The organism is Propioniciclava sp. LT432 (assembly GCF_059515965.1).
This window is the reverse complement of the sequence record NZ_JCAKNE010000010.1, coordinates 112035-133538: the sequence shown is the minus strand read 5'-3', so window position 1 is coordinate 133538 and position 21504 is coordinate 112035. Positions and strand designations below refer to the sequence as shown.

At 69.8% G+C, this 21504-nt stretch carries 21 protein-coding genes; 9 read left to right on the top strand and 12 right to left on the bottom strand.

The features are described 5' to 3' along the window. Window positions 1-131: 131 nt before the first annotated feature. Entirely contained in the window at window positions 132-1862 is a 1731-nt protein-coding gene (locus AC5YDV_RS07425) for an IS1634 family transposase (RefSeq protein ID WP_496182193.1), read from the bottom strand. A 280-nt stretch (window positions 1863-2142) separates the two neighbouring features. On the opposite strand from AC5YDV_RS07425, the gene AC5YDV_RS07420 reads away from it, so the two are divergent. The 9 genes from AC5YDV_RS07420 to AC5YDV_RS07380 are packed head-to-tail and all read left to right on the top strand — an operon-like array spanning window position 2143 to window position 9124. Further along, entirely contained in the window at window positions 2143-3288 is a 1146-nt protein-coding gene (locus tag AC5YDV_RS07420; protein ID WP_496182575.1) for a ThiF family adenylyltransferase, read from the top strand. An 11-nt stretch (window positions 3289-3299) separates the two neighbouring features. Further along, window positions 3300-4505: a molybdopterin molybdotransferase MoeA gene (locus AC5YDV_RS07415; protein WP_496182574.1), complete on the top strand. Its 1206-nt coding sequence runs from the start codon at window positions 3300-3302 to the stop codon at window positions 4503-4505. Then, a complete protein-coding gene (gene moaC, locus AC5YDV_RS07410) occupies window positions 4502-4981 on the top strand; it encodes a cyclic pyranopterin monophosphate synthase MoaC (RefSeq protein WP_496182573.1) in 480 nt (159 codons plus the stop codon). Before AC5YDV_RS07415 ends, moaC begins: the two co-directional genes overlap by 4 nt. Further along, window positions 4978-5829, top strand: a complete 852-nt coding sequence (locus tag AC5YDV_RS07405; RefSeq protein WP_496182572.1) for an NTP transferase domain-containing protein — start codon at window positions 4978-4980, stop codon at window positions 5827-5829. Before moaC ends, AC5YDV_RS07405 begins: the two co-directional genes overlap by 4 nt. Then, window positions 5829-6068 (top strand): MoaD/ThiS family protein, encoded by a 240-nt coding sequence (locus AC5YDV_RS07400; protein WP_496182571.1) that lies wholly within the window; start codon window positions 5829-5831, stop codon window positions 6066-6068. The genes AC5YDV_RS07405 and AC5YDV_RS07400 overlap by 1 nt, the downstream gene beginning before the upstream one ends. Window positions 6069-6106: 38 nt before the next feature. Continuing rightward, entirely contained in the window at window positions 6107-6520 is a 414-nt protein-coding gene (locus tag AC5YDV_RS07395; RefSeq protein WP_496182570.1) for a TOBE domain-containing protein, read from the top strand. Further along, window positions 6517-7287 carry a molybdate ABC transporter substrate-binding protein gene (modA, locus tag AC5YDV_RS07390; RefSeq protein ID WP_496182569.1) on the top strand — a complete coding sequence of 257 codons (771 nt, stop codon included), beginning with the start codon at window positions 6517-6519 and terminating at the stop codon, window positions 7285-7287. The genes AC5YDV_RS07395 and modA overlap by 4 nt, the downstream gene beginning before the upstream one ends. After that, the gene (locus tag AC5YDV_RS07385; RefSeq protein ID WP_496182568.1) at window positions 7284-8072 is read left to right on the top strand and encodes an ABC transporter permease; all 789 of its coding nucleotides are present in this window, start codon (window positions 7284-7286) and stop codon (window positions 8070-8072) included. The genes modA and AC5YDV_RS07385 overlap by 4 nt, the downstream gene beginning before the upstream one ends. Continuing rightward, window positions 8069-9124 (top strand): ABC transporter ATP-binding protein, encoded by a 1056-nt coding sequence (locus tag AC5YDV_RS07380; RefSeq protein ID WP_496182567.1) that lies wholly within the window; start codon window positions 8069-8071, stop codon window positions 9122-9124. The genes AC5YDV_RS07385 and AC5YDV_RS07380 overlap by 4 nt, the downstream gene beginning before the upstream one ends. 41 nt (window positions 9125-9165) lie before the next feature. Here AC5YDV_RS07380 and moaA read toward each other — a convergent pair whose 3' ends face one another. The 11 genes from moaA to AC5YDV_RS07325 form a co-directional block, all read right to left on the bottom strand. Then, window positions 9166-10191 carry a GTP 3',8-cyclase MoaA gene (gene moaA, locus AC5YDV_RS07375; RefSeq protein WP_496182566.1) on the bottom strand — a complete coding sequence of 342 codons (1026 nt, stop codon included), beginning with the start codon at window positions 10189-10191 and terminating at the stop codon, window positions 9166-9168. Next, complete coding sequence (locus AC5YDV_RS07370; RefSeq protein ID WP_496182565.1) at window positions 10188-10631, bottom strand: molybdenum cofactor biosynthesis protein MoaE; 444 nt, start codon at window positions 10629-10631, stop codon at window positions 10188-10190. Before AC5YDV_RS07370 ends, moaA begins: the two co-directional genes overlap by 4 nt. Beyond that, window positions 10631-11107 (bottom strand): MogA/MoaB family molybdenum cofactor biosynthesis protein, encoded by a 477-nt coding sequence (locus AC5YDV_RS07365; protein ID WP_496182564.1) that lies wholly within the window; start codon window positions 11105-11107, stop codon window positions 10631-10633. The genes AC5YDV_RS07370 and AC5YDV_RS07365 overlap by 1 nt, the downstream gene beginning before the upstream one ends. 19 nt (window positions 11108-11126) lie before the next feature. Further along, complete coding sequence (locus tag AC5YDV_RS07360) at window positions 11127-12146, bottom strand: ABC transporter ATP-binding protein (RefSeq protein WP_496182563.1); 1020 nt, start codon at window positions 12144-12146, stop codon at window positions 11127-11129. After that, the gene (locus AC5YDV_RS07355) at window positions 12133-13128 is read right to left on the bottom strand and encodes an ABC transporter ATP-binding protein (protein WP_496182562.1); all 996 of its coding nucleotides are present in this window, start codon (window positions 13126-13128) and stop codon (window positions 12133-12135) included. Before AC5YDV_RS07355 ends, AC5YDV_RS07360 begins: the two co-directional genes overlap by 14 nt. 9 nt (window positions 13129-13137) lie before the next feature. Beyond that, window positions 13138-14085, bottom strand: a complete 948-nt coding sequence (locus tag AC5YDV_RS07350) for an ABC transporter permease (protein ID WP_496182561.1) — start codon at window positions 14083-14085, stop codon at window positions 13138-13140. Beyond that, complete coding sequence (locus AC5YDV_RS07345; RefSeq protein ID WP_496182560.1) at window positions 14078-15007, bottom strand: ABC transporter permease; 930 nt, start codon at window positions 15005-15007, stop codon at window positions 14078-14080. The genes AC5YDV_RS07350 and AC5YDV_RS07345 overlap by 8 nt, the downstream gene beginning before the upstream one ends. Before the next feature lie 68 nt (window positions 15008-15075). After that, entirely contained in the window at window positions 15076-16716 is a 1641-nt protein-coding gene (locus AC5YDV_RS07340) for a peptide ABC transporter substrate-binding protein (RefSeq protein WP_496182559.1), read from the bottom strand. 166 nt (window positions 16717-16882) lie between these two features. Beyond that, window positions 16883-18691, bottom strand: coding sequence for an ABC transporter ATP-binding protein (locus AC5YDV_RS07335; protein ID WP_496182558.1), 1809 nt, complete (start codon window positions 18689-18691; stop codon window positions 16883-16885). Continuing rightward, a complete protein-coding gene (locus AC5YDV_RS07330; protein WP_496182557.1) occupies window positions 18688-19926 on the bottom strand; it encodes an ABC transporter permease in 1239 nt (412 codons plus the stop codon). The genes AC5YDV_RS07335 and AC5YDV_RS07330 overlap by 4 nt, the downstream gene beginning before the upstream one ends. After that, window positions 19923-21449, bottom strand: a complete 1527-nt coding sequence (locus tag AC5YDV_RS07325; RefSeq protein ID WP_496182556.1) for an ABC transporter permease — start codon at window positions 21447-21449, stop codon at window positions 19923-19925. Before AC5YDV_RS07325 ends, AC5YDV_RS07330 begins: the two co-directional genes overlap by 4 nt. Between the last annotated feature and the right edge of the window lie 55 nt (window positions 21450-21504).

The following is a 21504-nucleotide window of genomic DNA, read 5'->3' as shown; positions in this document are numbered from 1 at the left end:
CCCGGGTTCCGCAGTTGGTGGGCAGATGAATCGCCTGAATTGGCGGGTTGACTAGGTCGAACGCGTGGTTTGGGTGCGTGGGGTCGTGTGCCCACGCGTCCGCAGGTCACCAGAAGCGCCGTTTTGCCTTGTCAGGCTGGGGTGAGGGTGGTGACGGTGGGGGGTGGGGTGACCTTGCAGGCGGCGAGAATGCCGGTTTGGGTGGTGTTGAGCGGGGTGACGTGGACGACGCTGCCGGCACTCCCGGTGAGGGTGACGGCGTGGACGCGGCCGAGCTCGATCGCGATCCGCCGCCACGTCAGGTCGGTGGACCGTTCGGCGACCCGGATCAGCAGCAGGGCGAGCCAGCACAGCAGGACGTGGGCGCGGATTCGGGGTTCCAGATGGTGATGAACCGGCCGGAGTTCCAGCGTGGACTTCAGGTCGCGGAAGCCGCGTTCGGCCTCGAGGAGGTTCTTGTAGCCCAGGGCGATGTCCTCGGGGGTCAGGTCGGGGTCGGAGGTCGACAGCAGGTACTTGCCGTCGAGGCGTTCCTCCGCGGTCACCTTCGCCCGGTCGATGACCAACCGGCCGGAGGGTTGTTGGCGGACCCAGCGGCCGTAGGCGGGATGGTCGCGCAGGGCACACTCGGCCTTCACATGCGCCGGCTCCACGGGCTTGTCGTCCGCCTTGACCGTGGCCTTCCCAGCCGGCTTCGCAGGGGTCTTCGCGGCTCGTTCGCGGAGTGCCTTGATTCGCTCCAACTCGGCTCGGATGTGGTCGAGGGCGGTGTCGCGTTGGGTCTTGTCCCGTTCGGCTTCGGACGGGTTGTGGCAGATCACCCACCGGCGGTCCGGGGCGGCGTCGAGTCTGACTTCCTTGACGCGCAGGTTGTCGCGGACCTGGGAGTAGCGGCCCTGCCGCGACAACGCGGCTTCCACCAGCGGGCTGCCGTCGCGCATCCGTTCCCCGGCGATGTAGTGCCCACCCGCCCGTTTCAGATACTGCAGGTTGGCTTCGGAGGAGAAGCCGCGGTCGACGACGGTGACCACCCGGCCCAGGCGCCAGTCCCGCATGCTGTCCTTGACTTCGGGCAGGACGGTGACGTCGGTGGTGTTGCCGGGCCAGCACCAACACCGCACCGGGATGCCTTCCTTCGTGACCGCGAGACCGATGACGATCTGGGGCAGGTCCTTGCGGTGGTCCTTCGAATGGCCGTACAGCCGGAACGCGGCGTCGCCGGTCTCTTCGGTGTCGCGTTCGAAATAGGTGCTGGTCGTGTCGAACAGGAGCACGTCGACTTCGAGGTTGAGCAGGTTCGCCACCGCGAAGAACACCGCCTCCTGCACCTTCGCTTGAGCGTCGGCTTCGATGAGGACGTCCATCGCCCGGTACGCCTGATCGTCATCCATCGAGGTGAGGCCGGGGATCGCCGCGTCGTGGGAGGCCCACTCCGCGGCCGACAGCTTCGACATCGGATCGATCGCCCGGTTCGCCACCAACGCGAACAACACCCGCTCCACATCGGTGGTGAATTTCCGCGGGCCGAGCGCCTTCCGCAGGGCATCATCCACGCCGAGCATCCGCCACAACCCATCCAACAGGTACACCGTCCCCATCGGACGGGACTCCGCCACCCGGAGGTGGTCACCGACCCAGTGTGCGGCGTCGCCGGGCAACGCTGCGGGGGCGGGTTCGCCCAGGTACCGGTTGATCGAGGCCACCAGCCGGGTCAGGCCGTCCCGGTCCAGGCGATCCTCCCGGCCCAGGTTCAACAGGACCTCAGCCTGGGTGACGCCGTCGACCTTCCGGTTGTGCGCCACCTGCACGTACCGGACGATGCTGCCGTCCTTGTTCCGTCGTTGCGTGGTCCGCAAGTACATGCCCACCACTCCACCGCGTCCGCCGCGGTGAACACAAGCCCGACACGACAATTCGTGTGCCCACCGTTTTCAGCCGTTCCGGGACCACCGAATCGCGTTGACAAGCATCGATGCTCGCTCAGACCCGCCCGAATGCCCACCAACTGCGGAACTCGGGACCCCTTGCCGGTCGGGAGAACAACTTCTCCGACGCAGCGTAGTTTTCAGGGGAGGCGGCCGTGGGCAGTTGCATCGGTTGCAGCCGGCCGTTGAGCACTTTCAGACCGTCTAGGGTGGGGCCGTGACCACCTTGCCGCCGCTGGTCGAACCGGGTCCACCGCTGACCAAGGACGAGACGCACCGCTACGCACGCCACCTGCTGATCCCCGCCGTCGGCGAGGCCGGCCAGCGTCGCCTGCGCAACGCACACGTCGCCGTGCTCGGTGCCGGCGGCCTCGGGTCACCTGCCCTGCTCTACCTGGCCGCCGCAGGGGTGGGCCGCCTGACGATCATCGACGACGACGTCGTCGACGTGACGAACCTGCACCGGCAAGTGATCCACCCGGACGACAGCGTCGGGAAGCCCAAGGTCGACTCGGCGGCCGCGGCCGTCAGCGCCCTCAATCCGACCGTCGACGTGGTCACCCACCAGGCACGGCTCACCCAGGCCAACGCCGCCGACCTGTTCGCCGGGGCCCACCTGGTGCTGGACGGCACCGACAACTTCGAGACCCGGTACGCCGTGAACGACGCGTGCGCCGAGCTGGGCCTGCCCTACGTCTGGGCGTCCGTCTACCGCACCCAGGCGCAGGTGTCGGTGTTCTGGGCGGCTCCCTCCGCCCCCCACGTGGGCACGGACCTGCGCGACCTGTTCCCGACACCGCCCGCACCCGGCACGGTCCCCAGCTGCGGGGACGCCGGCGTCCTCGGCGCGCTGACCGGGCAAGTCGGCTCCATGATGGCCGCCGAGGCGATCAAGCTCATCTGCGGCATCGGGGATCCGCTGCTGGGGCGCATCGCGTTCCTCGACCTGCTCACGGCGACCATGAGCGAGATCCCCCTGCGGCCCGGCCACCGACCGGCGGAGCCGCCCTCACCCGCGACCAGCCAGGAGCAACCCGCCTTGGACACCGTGACCCCCGCCGACCTGGCCGCCGCGCTGGCGTCCGACAACCCGCCCGTGGTGCTCGACGTGCGCGAGCCCGCCGAGGTGGCCATCGCCGCCATCGACGGGTCGGTGCGCGTCCCGCTGGGTGAGGTGCTCGCCGACCCCACCGCGCCGGGCCTCGACCGCGACGCGGACATCGTCGTGCACTGCAAGGTCCAGCCGCGCGCCGAGGCCGCGGCACGCGCGCTCGTGGCGGCCGGCCACACCCGGATCCGGGTGCTCGAGGGCGGCATCCTCGCGTGGGTGCGCGACATCGACCCCAGTCAGCCGGGGTACTGAGCATGGTCGACGTGAACCGCCCCCTGCTGGCGGTGGAGGAGTACCTCGCCGAGGTCCTCGCCCTCGCCACCCCCGTGTCGGAGAGCGAGCGCGTGCCGCTGCGCGAGGCGTCCGGACGCACCTTGGCCGAACCGGTGCGGGCCCGCGGTGACGTACCCGCCTTCGCCAACTCGGCGATGGACGGGTTCGCGGTCAGGGCCGGGGAGCTCGCGCCCGGCGTGGTGCTCCGCGTCAGCGGGGAGGTCCTGGCGGGCTCGTCCGACGACCCGGCCTTCGGCCCCTGCATGTGCGTGCGGATCATGACCGGCGCGCCGCTCCCCTCCGCAGCCGACGCCGTTGTGCCCGTGGAACAGACGACCATCGTGGACGGCGGCGTCCGCATCGACGAGGTCGTCGAGGCGGGACGCCACGTGCGTCGCGCCGGTGAGGACGTCCGCGCCGGCGACGTGGTGCTGGACGCCGGCGTCCGGCTCGGCGCGCGCGAACTGGCAGCGGCGGCCGCCGCGGGGGCGGCCACCCTCACCTGCGTGCGGCGTCCCGTGGTGGGGGTCATCGCCACCGGCGACGAACTTGTCGCCCCGGGCAGCCCGCTGGGACGCGGCCAGATCTACGAGTCGAACGCCACCTTCCTCGCCGCGGCGATTGCCCGCGACGGGGGCCTCCCCCGCGTGCCGGACGCGGTGCGCGACACCCCCGAGGCGCTGGCGTCCGCCCTGGACGACCTCGCCCGGGAGTGCGACCTCATCGTCGTCTCGGGGGGCGTGAGCGTCGGGGACGCCGACGTGACCCGCATCGTGCTGGAGTCCTCCGGCGCCCAGTTCCGGCACGTGCGGATGCAACCGGGCAAGCCGCAGGGATGGGCGCGCTGGTCGGGTGTCCCCGTGGTGGCACTCCCCGGCAACCCCCTGTCGGCCTCGGTCAGCTACGAGGTGTTCGTGGCCCCCGCCCTCGACCGACTGCATGACCGTCCGACGGCTGGCTGGTCCGTGGCCGTCGCCACCCAGGGCTGGACATCGCCCCCGGGGAGGCGCCAGGTGATCCCCGTGATCCTGGACGTCGACCCCAGCGGCAGTCAGGTCGTCAAGCCCGCGCACCGCCGCGGGTCGGCGTCCCACATGGTGACGTCGCTGGTGCTCGCCAACGCCCTGGCCGCCGTCGGTGAGGACGTCACCACCGTCACCGTCGGGGACCTCATCGCCGTCAGGAGGCTCACGTGAGCGAGATGCCCTTCACCCACCTCGACGACGCGGGCCACGCCCGGATGGTCGACGTCACGGCCAAGCAGCCCACCGTCCGCGCCGCCACGGCCGCGGCGTCCGTGCGGGTGTCCCCCGAGGTGGTCGCCCGGTTGCGCAGCGGCGAGGTGCCCAAGGGGGATGTCCTGGCGGTCGCGCGCATCGCGGGCATCCAGGCCGCCAAGAAGACCCCCGACCTGCTGCCGCTGGCCCATCTGATCGGCGTCCACGGCTGTACGGTCGACCTGGAAGTGAACGACGGCGGGGTCGACATCCTCGCCACCGTCCGCACCGCCGACCGCACGGGCGTGGAGATGGAGGCCCTGACGGCCGCCGGCGTCGCCGCGTTGGCGATCATCGACATGGTCAAGGGGCTGGATCGGTCGGCCCACATCGAGAACGTGCGCCTGCTCGCCAAGGAGGGCGGCCGCTCGGGCTCCTGGAGGAGAGAGGGATGACGATGTTCGACGCGATCATCGTTGCCGGCGGGCAGGGCCGGCGCATGGGTGGGGTCTCGAAGGCCGACCTGGATGTCCGGGGTGAACGCCTGCTCGACATCGTGCTGCGCGCCACGACCGACGCACGGACGACCGTCGTCGTGGGCGACGTGGCCGTGCCCGACGGCGTCCGGCTCACCCGCGAGGATCCGCCCGGGACCGGTCCCGCCGCCGGACTCCTCGCCGGGCTGGACGCCATCGACTCCCCCTCCGAGTGGACGCTCGTGCTCGCGTGCGACCTCCCGGACGCCCCCGCCGGTGTCGCCCGCCTGACCGCCGCCCTCGCCACGGCCCCCGCCGAGGCGGACGGCCTGTGCCTGCGCGATGCCGGGGGCGAGTTGCAGCACCTCGTCGCGCTGTACCGGACGGCCTCGCTGCGTCGCGCCTTCCAGGAGTGGGGGGACCCGGCGAATCGGTCGGTGCGCGGCGTGATGGCCTCGCTGGCCCTGCTGCCGGTCGACCCCGGAGACGCGTCGGTCGACGACCTGGACACGCCCGAGCAACTCGAGCACTGGATCGCTTCCCACCCCGCCGACCCCGCCAACGAGGTCGAGGACGACAAGGAGGCGTGGCGCGCCTTCGTCGAGGATGCCTGCGCCCGGCTCGGCCTCGACCCGTCCCGCGTGGACGAGCACGCGATCCTGCGCCTGTCGCGCCGGGTCGCGCACGAGGGCGCCCGCCCGATGGCGCCGGTCTCCACCTACGTGCTGGGGCTGGCGTTGGGCGCCGACCCCAAGGCCGATCCCGTGACCGTCATGAAGAACCTGCAGGACGCCATCGCCACGGCTCCCCAGCCCGAGGAGGACTGATGGCGCACATCCGCTACTTCGCCGCCGCCGCCGAGGCCGCGGGCACCCACTCCGAGTTCGTGGACGCCGCCACGCTCGGCGACCTGCGCGTCGCCCTGACGGAACGGCACGGCGCGGGCTTCCCCCGGGTCCTCGATCGATGCTCGGTGCTCATCGACGGCTCCAACACGGCCGACCCCGACACCCCCCTGGCGGAGGGAACACTCGTCGACGTGCTGCCGCCATTCGCGGGAGGCTGAAGCCCTCTTTCCGCAGGTGCGGGCATTATGCTCACACCATGACGCATTTGCGGATCAGTGACGCCGCGGCCCTGCTCGGCATCAGCGACGACACCCTGCGCCGGTGGATCGACGCCGGGCGCCTCGACGCGACGGTGGACGACGCCGGCCGCGAGGTGGTCGCCGGGGTCGACGTGGCCCGGCTCACCCAGGAACTCCACGAGGCCGATGACGAGACCGCGGCGGACGCCCGTCGGTACCGGTCGGCCCGCAACGAACTCCGGGGGCTTGTCACCGACGTGGTCTCCGACATGGTGATGTCGCAGGTCACCCTGCAGTGCGGCCCGTACCGGGTCGTCTCGCTCATCTCGACCGAGGCCGTCCGCGCGATGGGCCTGGCGCCCGGCTCGGTGGCGTCAGCGATCGTCAAGGCCACCGATGTGAGCGTCTCCACCCCTGCGGTCGGGTCATGAGGCGTCCGGGCGCCGTCGCCGCCCTCGTCGCCGTCGCCGTCGCCGTCGGCCTCGCGACGGCGTCCTGTTCCGCGGGCGGCCCCGGCGCGGCTGCCGGGGCGTCCAGCCAGAACAGGGTGACCGTGTTCGCGGCCGCCTCCCTGACGTCCGCGTTCACCGAGATCGCGACGCTGGATCCCGACCTCGCCGCCACCTTCACCTTCGACGGCTCCCCCACGCTCGTCGACCAGGTCATCGCCGGCGCGCCCGCCGACGTGCTGGCCACCGCGGACGAGGCGACCATGCTCAGGGCCGAGCGCGCCGGCGTTCTCGCCTCGGACGCCCGCGTCTTCGCCACGAACACCGGCGTGTTGATCGTTCCCCCCGGCAACCCGGCCGGCATCACGGGCCTGGACGCCACGCTGGACGGCACGAAGCTCGTGGTGTGCGCACCCACGGTGCCATGCGGAGACCTCGCCGCACGCATCGCTGCTTCGGCCGGGGTCACACTCACCCCGGTGTCGGAGGAGCAGAAGGTCACCGACGTGCGGGGCAAGGTCGAGTCCGGCGAGGCCGACGCGGGCATCGTCTTCACGACCGACGCCCAAGCCTCGGGGACGAAGGTGCGCACCATCCCCCTGCCGGGTGCGGACGCCGTCGCCACGCGCTACCCCGTGGCCGTCGTGGAGGGATCGGGACACGAGGCGGCCGCGGAGGCCTTCATCGCGCTCGTGACGGGTCCCCGGGGCCGGGAGGTCCTCGCTCGGTACGGATTCGGCGCACCATGACCGCCCCACGCTGGCTCCTGCTCCCCGCCGGGCTGGCCCTGGTCTTCGTCCTGGTGCCGCTCGCCAGCATCCCCGCGCGCGTGCCCTGGGATCGCCTCCCCGCCCTGCTCACGACCCGCTCGTCCCTGGACGCGCTGGGGCTCAGCATGCTGACGTGCACCGTCGCCACGGCCCTCAGCGCGCTGCTGGGGCTGCCCCTGGCCGTCGTCCTGGCGCGCTCGACCGGACGGTGGGCGTCCGCGGCCCGGACGCTGGTCACCGTGCCAATGGTGCTGCCGCCGGTCGTGGCCGGCCTGGCACTGCTCATCACCTTCGGACGCCGCGGCACCGTCGGCGCCACCCTGTCCGCCTTCGGGATCGAGGTGGGCTTCACCACGGTCGCCGTCGTCCTGGCCCAGGTGTTCGTCGCGATGCCGTTCCTGGTCACGTCCGTCGAGGGAGCCCTCCGAGCCGCGGGGGCGGGGCCCGAGCAGGTGGCCGCCACGCTCGGGGCCTCCCCCACCTACGCGCTGTTCCGGGTCACGCTACCGCTCATGGCCCCCGCGCTGGCCAGCGGCGCCGCGCTGACGTTCGCTCGGGCGCTCGGCGAGTTCGGGGCCACCATCACGTTCGCGGGCTCCTTACAGGGCGTCACCCGAACGTTGCCCTTGGAGATCTACCTGCTCCGCGAGGCGGACACCGACTCCGCCCTCGCCCTGGCCCTCGTCCTCATCGTCGTCGCCGCGCTCATCGTGGCCCTCACGGGTTGGTTGTCCCGCCTCACCACTCGCCGGGGCACAGCGTGAGCGTCGAGGTGGCGGCGACGGTCGCCGGGCGGGGCGCGGACCTGCGGCTGACCGTCCCGGCCGGCACCACCACGGCGCTGGTCGGGCCCAACGGGGCCGGCAAGTCCACCCTGCTGCAACTCATCAGCGGGCAACTCCGACCCGACTCGGGACGCGTCCTCCTGGGTGGCACCGAGGTCAGCGGACCCGCGGGGTACGTCCCCGTCCACCGTCGCCGGGTTGCGCTGCTCGAGCAGCGGGCGCTGCTGTTCGAGCACCTGAACATCCTGGACAACGTGGCCTTCGGGCTGCGGGCCCGCGGCGTCCGGCGCGAGGAGGCGCGCGCTCGCGCTCGGTCGGAGTTGGACGCCACGGGGTGCGGCGACCTGGCGCACAACCGGTCGTGGGAGGTGTCCGGGGGCCAGGCCCAGCGCATCGCGCTCGCCCGCGCGCTGGCGACCGATCCGGCGGTCATCCTGCTGGACGAGCCCCTGGCCGCCCTGGACGTCACCGTCGCCCCGGCGATCCGTTCACTCCTACGGGAGCGGTTGCGCGGACTGACCACCCTCGTGGTCACGCACGACGCCATTGACGCGCTGAGCCTCGCGGACACCCTGGCGGTCCTCGAGGCGGGACGTGTCGTGGACACCGGGCCCGTCGTCGACCTGTTGGCCCGGCCCCGGACGCCGTTCCTCGCCGACCTCGTCGGGGTGAACCTGCTCGTCGGGACGGTGGCGGGGCCCGACTCGGTGGTCCTGCCCGGCGGGTTGGTGGTCACGGGGGTCGCCCAGGCGCCGCTGGCCGTCCAACAGCCGGGCTTCGCGTCGTTCCCGCCCGCGGCGGTGTCGGTGCACCCCACCGAACCCACCGGCAGCCCCCGGAACCATCTCCCGGCCCGCATCCAGACGGTCGAGCCGCGCGGCAGCGTCGTCCGGCTCGGTTGCACGCTCGCCGACGCCACCCCCGTGACCGCGGAGGTCACCGCAGGCGCCGTCGTCTCTGAAGACCTCCAACCCGGACGTCAGGTCTGGTTGGCGGTCAAGGCCGTGCAGGTGGCCCTGTACCCCCGATAGCCGGGAACTCCGGTGACCGGGCTCAGCCGGCGGGGGTCCCGCTACCCGCCGATGGCGCTCATCGGACGCCGTGGCTGCAGGAAGCCGGGATCGTTGATGCCGTGCCCCGGGAGCTTCGCGGCCAGGCTGGCATGGATGCGCCGGGTGATCTCCTCGCGGGGTGCTCCCTCGCGGAGGGGGGTTCGCAGGTCAGACTCGCTGGTCGCGAAGAGGCAGTTGCGCAACTGGCCGTCAGCGGTCAGGCGCAGGCGGTCGCAGGACCCGCAGAAGGGGCGCGTGACCGACGCGATGATGCCGACGGTGCCGAGTGGTTCGACGTCCGGCTGTCCCAGCGGTCGGACGCGGTAGCGCTCGGCCGGCGCCGCGCCCCGGCCCGGGATGGGCTCCAGGTGGAAGGCCTGCTCGAGCATGCCCTGCACCTCGTCGGCGGTCACCATGCCCTCGCGGGTCCACGTGTGCCCGGCATCCAGGGGCATCTGTTCGATGAAGCGCAGTTCGGCGTCACGCTCCAGGGCGAACCGGACGAGGTCCACCGCCTCGTGGGTGTTCACGTCGCGCAGCAGGACCGTGTTGAGCTTGAGGGGTCCCAGTCCGGCGGCCCGAGCAGCCTCGATTCCCGCGAGCGTGTCGGCGAGCCGGTCGCGCCGGGCCATCCGCGCGAAGGTGGCGGCATCGAGCGTGTCCAGGGACACGTTGACCCGGGTCAGCCCGGCCTCGGCCATCGGCGCCGCCAGCTTGGCCAACCCGATCCCGTTGGTGGTCATCGACACCTCGGGGCGCCCCGCCGGGCCCTCCAGCGCCGCGATGCCGCCCACGATCGCCACGATGTCGCTGCGGAGCAGGGGCTCGCCGCCCGTCAGGCGCACCTCGGTGATGCCGGCCTGGACGGCGATGCCCACCAACTCGACCAGTTCGTCCACCGTCAGCAAGGACGCCTTCGGCAGCCACGGCACGCCCTCGGCGGGCATGCAGTAGGTGCAGCGGAGGTTGCAGTGGTCGGTGAGGGAGACCCGCAGGTCGCGGTGCTCGCGCCCGTGGCCGTCCAGCAGCAGGGGTGCCGGCGTCACGCGTCCGACCCCCAACGCGACCAGACCGTCCGCCCGGAGGCCTCGGTCTGGTGCTTCCAGATGGGCAGCTCGTCCTTGATCGCCTCGACGAGCGCCTCGCAGAGGGCGAAGGCCTCCGCGCGGTGCGGGGTCGCGACGGCGCAGGCGAGGGCGACCTCCCCCACGTCCAGGTGGCCCACGCGGTGGGAGACCGCGACGGACGCCTCCCCGGCTGGGTCACGCTCGGCCAGGACGCGCTCGGCGATCCGGACGAGCATGGCCTGGGCGTCCGGGTGGTGGGTGTAGTCGATGCCGACGACCTCGCCGGATGCCTCCGGGTCGTGGTCGCGGATGATCCCGGTGAAGGAGGCCAGTGCGCCCGCTCGGGGGTTGAGCACGGCGTCCGCGTGCGCGGCGACGTCGAGCGGGTCGGTGGTGACGAGGGCGTGGACGAGTCCCATCAGTGGTCTCCGCCTTCCAATTGGTCGAGGACGTGGGGCAGGAGCGGCAGGAGCACCTCGAGACCTTCCGTGACCCCCCGCGGTGAGCCGGGAAGGTTCACGACGAAGGACGTCCCGATGGTGCCCGCCACCCCTCGGGAAAGGTAGGCGTGGGGCTTGCCGGACGCGCTGCGCAGCAGTTCTGGGATCCCCGGCACCTCGAGATCGAGGACGGCCCTGGTTCCCTCAGGGGTGCGGTCGCGTGGCCCCACCCCGGTGCCTCCCGACGTGACGACCAGGCGTGCCCCCGCGGACACGGCTCGGCGCAGGGCGTCCGCAACGGAATCAGCGCCGTCGGGGATCACCGCGCGGGTCACCGCGAAGCCGGCCGCGGCCAGCAGCGATTGGGCGGCTGGACCCGACGCGTCCGCGCGCTCGCCCGCGGCGCACCGGTCGGACACGGTGACCACGTGTGCCTGAACTGGCTCGGTCTCCACCGCGCCACCCTACCTTGTCTCAGACCGCCAAGCGCTCGGCCGCGCTCTCCTCCGCGTAGTGGCAGGCGGATCGATGCCCCCCGTTCCCATCGGGGCGGTCCACGAGCGCGGGTTCCTCACGGGAGCACAGTTCCGTCGCCTTCCAGCACCGGGTGTGGAAGCGGCAGCCCGACGGCGGGTTGGCGGGGCTGGGGACGTCACCGACGAGGACGATCTGGTGGCGCGTGTCCCGTGCACGGGGGTCGGGCACGGGTACGGCCGACAGCAGCGCCCGCGTGTACGGGTGGGTGGGGCGCTCGTAGATCTCCTCCTCGGTCCCCACCTCGACGATCTTGCCCAGGTACATCACGGCGACCCGGTCGGAGATGTGCCGCACCACCGAGAGGTCGTGCGCGATGAAGACGTACGCGAGACCGAGTTCGTCCTGGAGCTTCTCCAGCAGGTTGACGACCTGGGCCTGGACGGACACGTCCAGCGCGGAGACGGGCTCGTCGCAGATGAGCACCTGGGGGTTGAGCGCAATGCCGCGCGCGATGCCGATGCGCTGCCGCTGCCCTCCCGAGAACTGGTGGGGGTAGCGATTGATGTGCTCGGGGTTCAGGCCGACGAGGTCGAGCAGCTCCTGGACCCGCCTGCGCCGGCCCTCGCGCGGCACCGCGTCCGGGTGGATCTCGAAGGGCTCCCCCACGATGTCGCCCACGGTCTTGCGCGGGTTCAACGAGGTGTACGGATCCTGGAACACGATCTGGATGTCCCGCCGCATGCGGCGCATCTCGGCCCCGCTCGTCGAGTGCATGTCCACGCCGTTGAGGATCACTCGACCCGACGTGGGCTCCTCGAGACGCATCAGCAGGCGTCCGAGCGTGGACTTGCCGCAGCCGGACTCGCCGACGACACCCAGCGTCTCTCCGCGCCGTAGCTCGAGCGAGACCCCGTCCACCGCCCGGACATGACCGGTCGTGCGTCGGATGATGCCCGTCTTGATCGGGTAGTGCTTGACGAGGTCCTCGCCCCGCAGGACGACATCAGGCTCGGCCATCGGCGAGCACCTCCTTGCTGTGGTGGCACGCGGCCATCCGATGGGGCAGGACCTCGACCAGCGGGGGAAGTACCGTCCGACACACGTCGGTGGCGTAGACGCACCGCGGGTGGAACGGGCACCCCGGCGGCATGCGCGACAGGTTCGGCGGCAGGCCCCCAATGGCGTGCAGGGTCTGCCCGTGCTGGTCGAGCCTGGGGATCGAGTCCAGCAGTCCCTTGGTGTACGCGTGCGCCGGTCGGTTGTAGAGGTCGTAGACGCCGGCGCTCTCCACGATCCGACCCGCGTACATCACCGCGATCCGGTCGGCGACATCGGCGACGACGCCCATGTCGTGGGTGATGAGGATGAGCCCCATCCCCAAGTCGGACTGCAGTTCCTTGAGCAGGTTCATGATCTGGGCCTGGACGGTGACGTCGAGGGCGGTGGTCGGCTCGTCGGCGATGAGCACCCGCGGGTCGAGCGAAATCGCCATCGCGATCATGATGCGCTGGCGCATGCCACCCGAGAACTGGTGGGGGAACGCCCGCACCCGTTCCCGTGCGGCCGGGATGTGGACGCGCTCCATCAGCCGCATGGCCTGTTCGTAGGCGTCCGAACGGTTCATCCCCCGGTGGATCCGGAACATCTCAGCGATCTGCCACCCGACCGGGAACACCGGGTTGAGCGAGCTGAGCGCATCCTGGAAGATCATCGAGATCTCAGGCCCGCGGATCGCCTGCCGTTCCCCCTCGGGCAGCTTGAGCAGGTCTCGTCCGCGCAAGAACACCTCGCCGCCGGTCACGTAGCCGGGAGGCGTGTCGAGGATGCCCATGATCGCCTGCGCGGTCACCGACTTCCCGGACCCCGACTCTCCCAGAATGGCCAGGGTCTCCCCCTCGTCGAGGTGGAACGAGACGCCGTTGATGGCCTTGGCCACACCATCACGGGTGCGGAACTCGACCCGGAGGTCGCGAACATCGAGAAGGTGGTCGACGGTCACCGGATCCTCCTAGCGCAGCTTCGGGTCGATCGCATCGCGCACGACTTCACCGAGCGTGATGAACGACAGGACGGTCAGGGACAGGAACAGCGACGGGAACAGCAGCATGTGCGGCGTGTTGACGATGTAGCCCAGTCCGGACGCCTCGGAGATCGCCTGCCCCCACGAGTAGGCGGGCGGGCGGAGCCCGATGCCCAGGAACGAGAGTGTCGCCTCCAGCGCGATGTACTGCCCGAGGTTGATGGTGGCCACCACGATGACCGCCGCCAGCGAATTGGGCAGGATGTGGCTGACGATCACCCGCAGGGGCGACGCCCCGAGGGCGCGGGCCGCTTGCACGTACTCGTTCGGCTTCACCTGCAGGACCGAGGAGCGCATGATGCGGGCCAGGCTCGGCCAGCCGAGCACGGCGATCGCCATCACGACCTTGAGCACCTGCAGGATCAGCGGTTGGTGCTGCGGGGTGGGCAACGAGTACAGGATCACGATCCCGCCGAGGAGGATCGGGATGGCGAAGAAGATCTCCCCCACGCGGCTCAGCAGCGTGTCGATCCAGCCGCCGAAGTAGGCGGAGATCATACCGATGACGCCGCCCAGGATGGTCGTGGCGAGCGTGGCTAGCACGCCGACCATGACGGAGGCGCGTGCCCCGTGGACCGTGCGCGCATAGACGTCGCAGCCTTGGATGTCGAGCCCGAAGGGGTGTCCCTCCATCGGGCCCTGCCGGGCCATGGACAGGTCGCAGTAGCCGGGGTCCGTGCGCGAGAAGAGCGTGGGGAAGGCGGCCATCAACGCGATCACGGCGATCAAGACCAGGCACAACCAGAACAGGGGGTTGCGACGCATCTCCCGCCAGGCGTCCGACCACAGTGAGGCGTGGCGCTCCGTGCCTTGCAGGGGCGCCGCCTCGGGCTGACCCGCGGAGGCGATCGCAATCGTGGGGTCGTGGTCAGTCATGCGAGATCCTCGGGTCCAGGACGCCGTAGAGGACGTCGACGACGAGGTTCATGAGCAGGTAGACGAGGACGAGGATCGTCACCGCGCCCACGATGTTGGTGCCGTCGCGGGCGCTGATGCTCTGGAAGATGAAGTTGCCGATCCCGTTGATGTTGAAGATCCGTTCCGTGACGATCGCGCCGCCCATGAGCGAACCGAAGTCGAAGCCCATGTACGTGATGACGGGGATCATGGAGTTGCGCAGGGCGTGGATTCCGACCGCGCGCTGTCGGCTCAAGCCCTTGGCCTTGGCCGTCCGCACGTAGTCCGCTCGAAGGTTCTCCACCAGGCTCGTCCGGGTCAGCCGCGCCACGTAGGCCACGGAGAGCGAGCCCAGGACGATACCGGGGAGGACCAGTTGGTCGAGCGTCCCTGCGCTCGCGGTGACCGGGATCACCCCGGTCAGGCCGGCCTTGAGGATCACGAACTGGCTCAGGGCGCCGATGACGAAGACGGGCACGGAGATGATGACCAGCGTCGAGATGGTGACGAGGTAATCGATGAACCGGCCCTTGCGCAGCGCTGCGATGATGCCCGCGGTGATGCCGACCAGGGCCGTCCACGCGAGGGCGATGAGCGCCAGCTTCAGCGTGGTGGGGTACCGGGCTACCAACTCATCGATGACGTAGTTCTGCCGGAAGTTGCGCCCCAGGTCGCCGCGCAGGAGGTTTCCCATGTACAGCGCGTACCGCACGAGCAGCGGCTCGTCGAGGTTGTACTCCCGCTTGAAGGCCTCCACGTAGGCGGGCGGGCATTCGCGGTCACCACAGCGACCCTGCCACGGTTCGCCGGGCAGCGCGAACACCAAGATGTAGAGGAGGAAGGTCGCGCCGAGGATCACGGGGATCATCTGCAGCAGGCGACGGAGGATGTACTTGATCAATGAAGGCTCTCTCGGCCAAAGGACTGGGCCGGTGGGGCGCTCTACCCCACCGGCCCAGGGGAGTTGGGTTACTTGAGCTTGATCTCCGACATGGCGATCGCACCGAACGCGTTGAGCTTGACGTCGGTGACCTTCGTCGAGTAGCTGTACGGCGTCGCGGAGTACCACAGCGGCATCGTCGGGTAGGTCTCCGCCAGCATGGCCTCAGCCTCCTGGTAGGCCTTGTTGGACGCCGCCGCGTCTGTGGCGGCCGCAGCCTCGGCCAGCTTGTCGTTGAACGCGGGGTTGTCGTACTTCGCGTCGTTCGAGGCGGCACCCTTCATGTAGATCGGGGTGAGGAAGTTCTCGATCGACGGGTAGTCCATCTGCCAGCCGCCGCGGAAGATGCCCTTGAGCTCGCCGGCCTTGATCTGGCTGCGCAGCGTCCTGAAGTCGGGAGTCACGTTGACGGCGCAGTCGAGGCCGAGGGTGTTCTTCCACCCGTTGCAGACGGCGTCGGCCCACTGCTTGTGGCCACCCTCGGGGTTGACCGAGAGCTGCAGCTGGCCCTGGTAACCACCGGACTCCGTGTAGAGCTGCTTGGCTCTGGCCGCGTCGAACGTGCAGGCGTCGCCGCACTGGTCGGCCTTGTAGCCGTCGACGACCGGGGAGACCCAGCCGGTGGCCGGGGTCCGGGTGCCGTTGAAGACCTGCTTGGTGATCGTCTCGCGGTCGATGGCGGCGCCGAGAGCCTCCTTCAGCTTCAGGTTGGTCTTGAACTGCTCGTCCTGCGGCGAGAAGGTCAGCCACTGGATGATGCCGGTCTCGGCGACCTTGGCGCGGTCACCCAGCGCCGCCTTCCAGGCGTCACCGGCGAGCTGGTCGGCCGGGATGATGTCGACCACGTCGATGTTGTTCGCCAGCAGGTCGGTGTACGAGGCCGCCGGGTCGGTGTAGATCCGGTAGGTGATCTTGTCGATGTTGCCCGGGTTCTTGCCCGAGTAGTCCGTGTTCTTCTCGAGCACGATCTCGGTCGCGGTGTTGGCCGTCACCTTGTACGGGCCGGCTCCGATCGGCTGCTTGCCGAAGGAGTCACTCTTGGGATCGCTGAAGAACGCGTCGGGCTGCGGGGCGAAGGCGGTGTAGCCCAGGCGGACGGGCAGGTTGGAGACGGGCTCGGACGTCTCGATCGTGAAGGTGTAGTCGTCCTTCACGGTCAGGCCGGTCAGCTTGTCGGCTGCCGGCTTGGTCGCGCATTCGGCGTCGGCGCACTGGGTGTCGGCGAAGCCCTTGATCGGCTCGTAGAAGTACGAGCCCTGCTGCCCGTTGGGGCCGTACGCCGTGTAGTTCCAGGCGTCGACGAAGTTCTTCGCCTTGACCTCGGTGCCGTCGGAGAACTTGTAGCCCTTGTTCAGGGTGACCGTGAACATCTTGTTGTCGGTCGTCTCGATCTTTTGGGCGACGTCTAGCTCGGGCGCGGCGTTGTCGACGTTGTAGTGGATGAGCTTGGCCGTGACGGCATCGAGGACGTTGCCGCCGCACACCTCGGAGGTGTTGCCCGCGATGAGCGGGTTCTCCGGGGTACAGCCGCGAACAATGATGGCGCCGCCGGTCTTGGCGGTGGCCCCGGCAGTGGTTCCGGGTGCCGGAGCGTTGCTGCTGCAGGCCGTCGCAACCAAGGCGAAAGCGGCGACGGCAGCAATGCCGGCTCCACGTGGCGAAATACGCATGAGTCCCTCCTTGCGAATACGGCCAGCGTCCTCGCTTTGCCGCTCGCGCCGAGCATAACCCCTGTGCAGCAGCCCATTCAGGAATGTGACCCAACCGCAACGCGATCAATTTCAACAGCCCTTTCGCGACCGCGGCGGAACGCGCCGCCGACGTACGCCGGGGCCTTCAGGACACCAGATGTTCCCTCTCGATGATCGCGTCGCGGAGCTCGCGGCGCTGGCGCTGCTCGTCGGGATCCGGTACCGGCACGGCGGACAACAGGCGCTGGGTGTACGGGTGCTGCGGACGGGTGACGATGTCGAGCGTGTCCCCCACCTCCACCAGGTGGCCGTTGTGCATCACGGCGATTCGGCTGGACACCTGCTCCACGACCGCGAGGTCGTGGCTGATGAACAGGCAGGCGAAGCCGTACTCCTCCTGCAGGTCCTTGAACAGCGCCAGGACGCGCGCCTGCACCGACACGTCGAGGGCCGAGGTCGGCTCATCCGCGATCAGCAGCTTGGGGTTGAGCGCGAGCGCGCGGGCGATGCCGATGCGCTGGCGTTGTCCGCCGGAGAGCTCGTGGGGGTAGCGGTTGCGCATGGCGCGCGGCAGGTGCACCGAGTCGAGGAGGTCCTCGACCTTCTTGCTCAGCGCGGCCCCCGTGAGGCCCTCGTGCAGCAGCAGCGGCTCACCGATCGACTCACCGACGGGGAGGCGTGGGTTGAGTGAGCTGCCCGGATCCTGGAACACGATGCCGACGGTCTTCCGGAACGGCTTCAGCTCCTTGACCGACTTGTTGGTGATGTCGAACCCGGCGACTTGGAGCTTGCCCTCGCGGACGGGGAGCAGTGCGACCGCAGCGCGTCCGATCGTGGTCTTGCCCGACCCGGACTCGCCGACCAGTCCGACCACCTCGCCCTGCTCGATGCGCAGGTTGATGTGCTCCGCGGCCCGGAACTCGGGTCGGCGGCCCTGCTTGGGGTAGACGATCGCGACGTCGTCCATGAGGAGCGCCGGCTCCTTGCCAGCGTTGCGGCTCGCGGCCAGCGGAACCGGGCTCCCCTCGCTCGCGACGACCGTGTTGGGACGGTCTGCGAGGTCGTCGTCGTCCACGTGCTCGGCCAGGTGCGGCACCGAGGCCAGCAACTGCTGGGTGTAGGGGTGCTGCGGGTCCTTGAAGATCTGGCGGCTGGTGCCCGCCTCGACCACCTTTCCATCCTTCATCACGATGATGCGGTCGGCCATGTCGGCGACCACGCCCATGTCGTGGGTGATGAGGATGATGCCGGCGCTGACGCGCTCCCGCAGTTCGCGCATCAGCTTGAGGATCTCGGCCTGGACGGTAACATCGAGGGCCGTGGTCGGCTCGTCGGCGATGAGGAGCTTCGGCTCGCAGGCGAGCGCCTGCGCGATCATGATGCGCTGGCGCTGGCCACCGGACAGCTGGTGCGGGTACTTGTTGAAGCTGTCCTCCGGGTCGGGGATCTCCACCATGCGCATGAGCTCGATCGCGCGGGTCTTCGCCGCGGCCGGGTTCATCAGGTAGTGGGTGCGCAGCGTCTCCACGATCTGGAAGCCCACGGTGTAGACCGGGTTCAGCGCCGTCATCGGCTCCTGGAAGATCACCGAGATCTCGTTGCCGCGGATCTCGCGCAGCTCCTGGATCGACATGCCGACCAGTTCGGTGCCCTTGAGGTCGGCCGAGCCCGTGGCCCGACCGGTCGGGGGCAGGAGGCCCAGCAGGCTCATGGACGACTGGGTCTTGCCGGAGCCGGACTCGCCGACGATGGCCAGCACCTCGCCCGCCTTGAGCTCGTAGCTCATGTTCTCCACGGCGGTGAACCACTGGTCGCCGACCCAGAAGCGGACGGTGAGGTCCTGCACCTTGAGGATCGTGTCGCCCTTGGCGACCGGGCCCCCGGTGTCCCGGGACAACTTGATTGCGTCGGTGAAGACCGACCGGGCCTTCTCGGGGTGGTTGGGCTGGCTCATCGCGCCTCCTCCTTGCTCTGGGCGCGGTGCTCCGCCAACTGCTTCTCAGCCTTGGCCATGGCACGCGCGGACGGGATCTTCTTGGTGCGCGGGTCGAACGCGTCGCGGAGCCCGTCGCCGATGAAGTTGATGCTGAGCGCGATCAGGATGATGAAGACGCCCGGCCACCAGAAGAGCCACGGACGGGTCGAGAAGGCACCCTGGTTGTCCGAGATGAGGCGGCCCAGCGAGATGGTGGGCTCGGTGATGCCGAAGCCGACGAAGCTCAGCGCGGCCTCCAGGGTCACGGCCGCCGACATGAGCAGCGTCCCGTTCACGACGATGACGCCGACAGCGTTCGGCAGCATGTGCTTGGTGATGATGCGCCAGTCGCTCGCACCGGCCACGCGCGCGGAGTCGACGAACTCCCGCTCGCGCAGGGTCAGGAACTCCGACCGGACGAGGCGGGCCAGACCGGTCCACAGGATGCATCCCAGCGCCACGGCCAGGATCACCGGCATGTTCTCGCGGATCGACTGGGCCAGCTCGGGGCCCGCGTTGAGGCGGAGGGGCAGCTTGCTCACCAGGGAGCCCAGGACCGCACCCAGGACGATCACCGGCAGCGTGATGATGAGGTCGGTGAAGCGCATGAGGACCATGTCCACCTTGCCCCGGTAGTACCCGGCCAGGGAGCCGATCGTCACGCCGATGGTGATGGCGACGGCGCCCAGGACGACCGCCACCAGGAGTGACGTCTGGACACCGGTCAGCACCTGCGCGAAGTAGTCGCGGCCCAGGGAGTCCTGCCCGAAGGGGTTGGCTCCGATCGAGAACGACGTCGCCCCGCCGAAGGGAGGCACCGACAGGGTCGGCCGTCCGCCGTTGATGACGTCTCCCGAGGAGATCGTCTGCACGCGCCACAGGCCGTCGATCGGCCCGATGCCCATCGCGAGCACCGAGAGCAGGAAGATCACGAAGATGGTGATCAGCCCGAACATGGCACCGCGGTGCCGAACGAACCGGCTCCACACGATCTGCCCCTGGGAGAGGCCCTTGACGTCCTGGCCCTCGCCGACGCCCTCGCCGCGGCCATAGGCGGCCGCGTCGTCGTCCTCCGCGACCTCGACGGCCAGGTGACCGGCGTCGCTGGTGTCGACCGGGATCTCCGTGTCGTGCGGCGGCGCGTCGGGAAGCGCCTCCTCGATGCGGTCGGGATCGTCCGCCCGGTGCCTCGGGGTGTAGTTGTCGTTGCTCATGCGTTCACCCGGATCCTGGGGTCGATGACGGCGTAGAGGAAGTCGGCGACGAGGTTGGCGATCATCGCCAGGGCGCCCGTCAGCATGATGTAGAACATCACGGGGTCCACCTCCTGCCCGCCGAGGGACGTGAGGAAGAGGCGTCCCATGCCGGCCCAACCGAAGATGGTCTCGGTGATGACGGCGCCACCGATGAGCCCGATGAAGTCGACGGGCACGATCGAGGCCAACGGCATCAGGGCGTTGCGCAGGGCGTGGCGCACGATGACGACGCGTTCGGACAGGCCCTTGGCCCGCGCGGTGCGGATGTAGTCCTGGTTCAGCACCTCGAGCATCGCGCCCCGCTGGTAACGGACGTAGGTGGCGAACGAGATCATCACCAGCGCCACCGTGGGCAGCAACAGGTGGGTCGCCTTGTCGAGTTGCGCCATCCAGAAGTCGGCGTTGAGCCCCGGCGTCGCGGCACCGATGGTGGCCAGCGGACGGCCCCGGATCTGCGGCGCCGCGGTGTAGGGGCCCCACGTCTGGAGCACGCGGTCGACGAAGATGAGGACGCTGGTGAACAGCGCCGTGAGCATCCCGCCCCGGATGGAGATGTTGCGGTCGGGGCCGCCGAACAGCCAGCCGATGAGCGCTCCCACCGCCAGTGCGACGGCGAGCAGGCCGAGCATCCAGCCCCAGCTCATCTCCCAGTAGTGGAACAACCACTGCAGGGGCCACCAGGTGATCGAGCCGACGACGGCGGTGGTGAGGGCGGAGTACAGGGCGCGCTTGTTGTTCATGCCCGCGAAGATCGCGGTGATGCTGGCGGCGAAGACCAGGGAGAGCACCGCGATGCCGATGATGCCGATGCTCGGGTTCTCGACCCACCCGGTGAGCAGCGTCAGGACCAGCACGGCGAAGGTCACGACGGTGGCCCCGGCGAACACCTTGAGCTTCTTGTCCCGGCGGCCCCCCAGCGCCCCGGCCCAGAACAGCCCCGAGACGACGCTCAGGGCGATGACGAGGGGCCAGTTGATCGTGGGGTCCTGGAGGTAGTCGTTCGCACCGATGGCGAGGAACTGCTTCAACAGGACGGCGACCCAGAAGATCGGCAGCGAGTACAGCAGGAACGAGATGAAGGTGATCACGTAGTCGAACGAGGTGTACTGGCGCAGCGCGGAGACGATACCGATCGTCACACCCAGCAGGATCGAGATGATCGTGGAGGCCAGGACGAGCTGCACCGAGGTGGCCATGGCGCCCCCGATGAGGTTGTTGACCGGTTGCATGGTGCGCCAGGCGATGCCGAAGTCACCTTGGAGAAAGTCCCCCAGCCACAGGAAGTAGCGCTGGTACCACGGCACGTCGAGGTTCAGCAGGCGGACCCTGATCGCGATCAGGTCGTCCCGGTTCGGGGCCGGGTTCTCCCGCAGGTCCATCAACGGATCGAGCGAGAACTCGAGCAATCCGTACATGAGGAACGACAGGATCAACAGGGTGCCGAGGGCGAGCGCAAGCCTGCGAGCGATGAAACGTGCCATGAACTACTCCCAGTCGGGGGCATGCGGTGGACGGGTGGTCGAGTGCATCCGGGCG

Excerpts from the sequence above, each read along its gene's own strand:
- AC5YDV_RS07425 (WP_496182193.1), bottom strand. The coding sequence starts at position 1,862 with ATGTACTTGCGGACCACGCAACGACGGAACAAGGACGGCAGCATCGTC.
- AC5YDV_RS07405 (WP_496182572.1), top strand. The coding sequence starts at position 4,978 with ATGACGATGTTCGACGCGATCATCGTTGCCGGCGGGCAGGGCCGGCGC.
- AC5YDV_RS07400 (WP_496182571.1), top strand. The coding sequence starts at position 5,829 with ATGGCGCACATCCGCTACTTCGCCGCCGCCGCCGAGGCCGCGGGCACC.
- AC5YDV_RS07395 (WP_496182570.1), top strand. The coding sequence starts at position 6,107 with ATGACGCATTTGCGGATCAGTGACGCCGCGGCCCTGCTCGGCATCAGC.
- modA (WP_496182569.1), top strand. The coding sequence starts at position 6,517 with ATGAGGCGTCCGGGCGCCGTCGCCGCCCTCGTCGCCGTCGCCGTCGCC.
- AC5YDV_RS07385 (WP_496182568.1), top strand. The coding sequence starts at position 7,284 with ATGACCGCCCCACGCTGGCTCCTGCTCCCCGCCGGGCTGGCCCTGGTC.
- AC5YDV_RS07370 (WP_496182565.1), bottom strand. The coding sequence starts at position 10,631 with ATGGGACTCGTCCACGCCCTCGTCACCACCGACCCGCTCGACGTCGCC.
- AC5YDV_RS07360 (WP_496182563.1), bottom strand. The coding sequence starts at position 12,146 with ATGGCCGAGCCTGATGTCGTCCTGCGGGGCGAGGACCTCGTCAAGCAC.
- AC5YDV_RS07350 (WP_496182561.1), bottom strand. The coding sequence starts at position 14,085 with ATGACTGACCACGACCCCACGATTGCGATCGCCTCCGCGGGTCAGCCC.
- AC5YDV_RS07340 (WP_496182559.1), bottom strand. The coding sequence starts at position 16,716 with ATGCGTATTTCGCCACGTGGAGCCGGCATTGCTGCCGTCGCCGCTTTC.
- AC5YDV_RS07335 (WP_496182558.1), bottom strand. The coding sequence starts at position 18,691 with ATGAGCCAGCCCAACCACCCCGAGAAGGCCCGGTCGGTCTTCACCGAC.
- AC5YDV_RS07330 (WP_496182557.1), bottom strand. The coding sequence starts at position 19,926 with ATGAGCAACGACAACTACACCCCGAGGCACCGGGCGGACGATCCCGAC.
- AC5YDV_RS07325 (WP_496182556.1), bottom strand. The coding sequence starts at position 21,449 with ATGGCACGTTTCATCGCTCGCAGGCTTGCGCTCGCCCTCGGCACCCTG.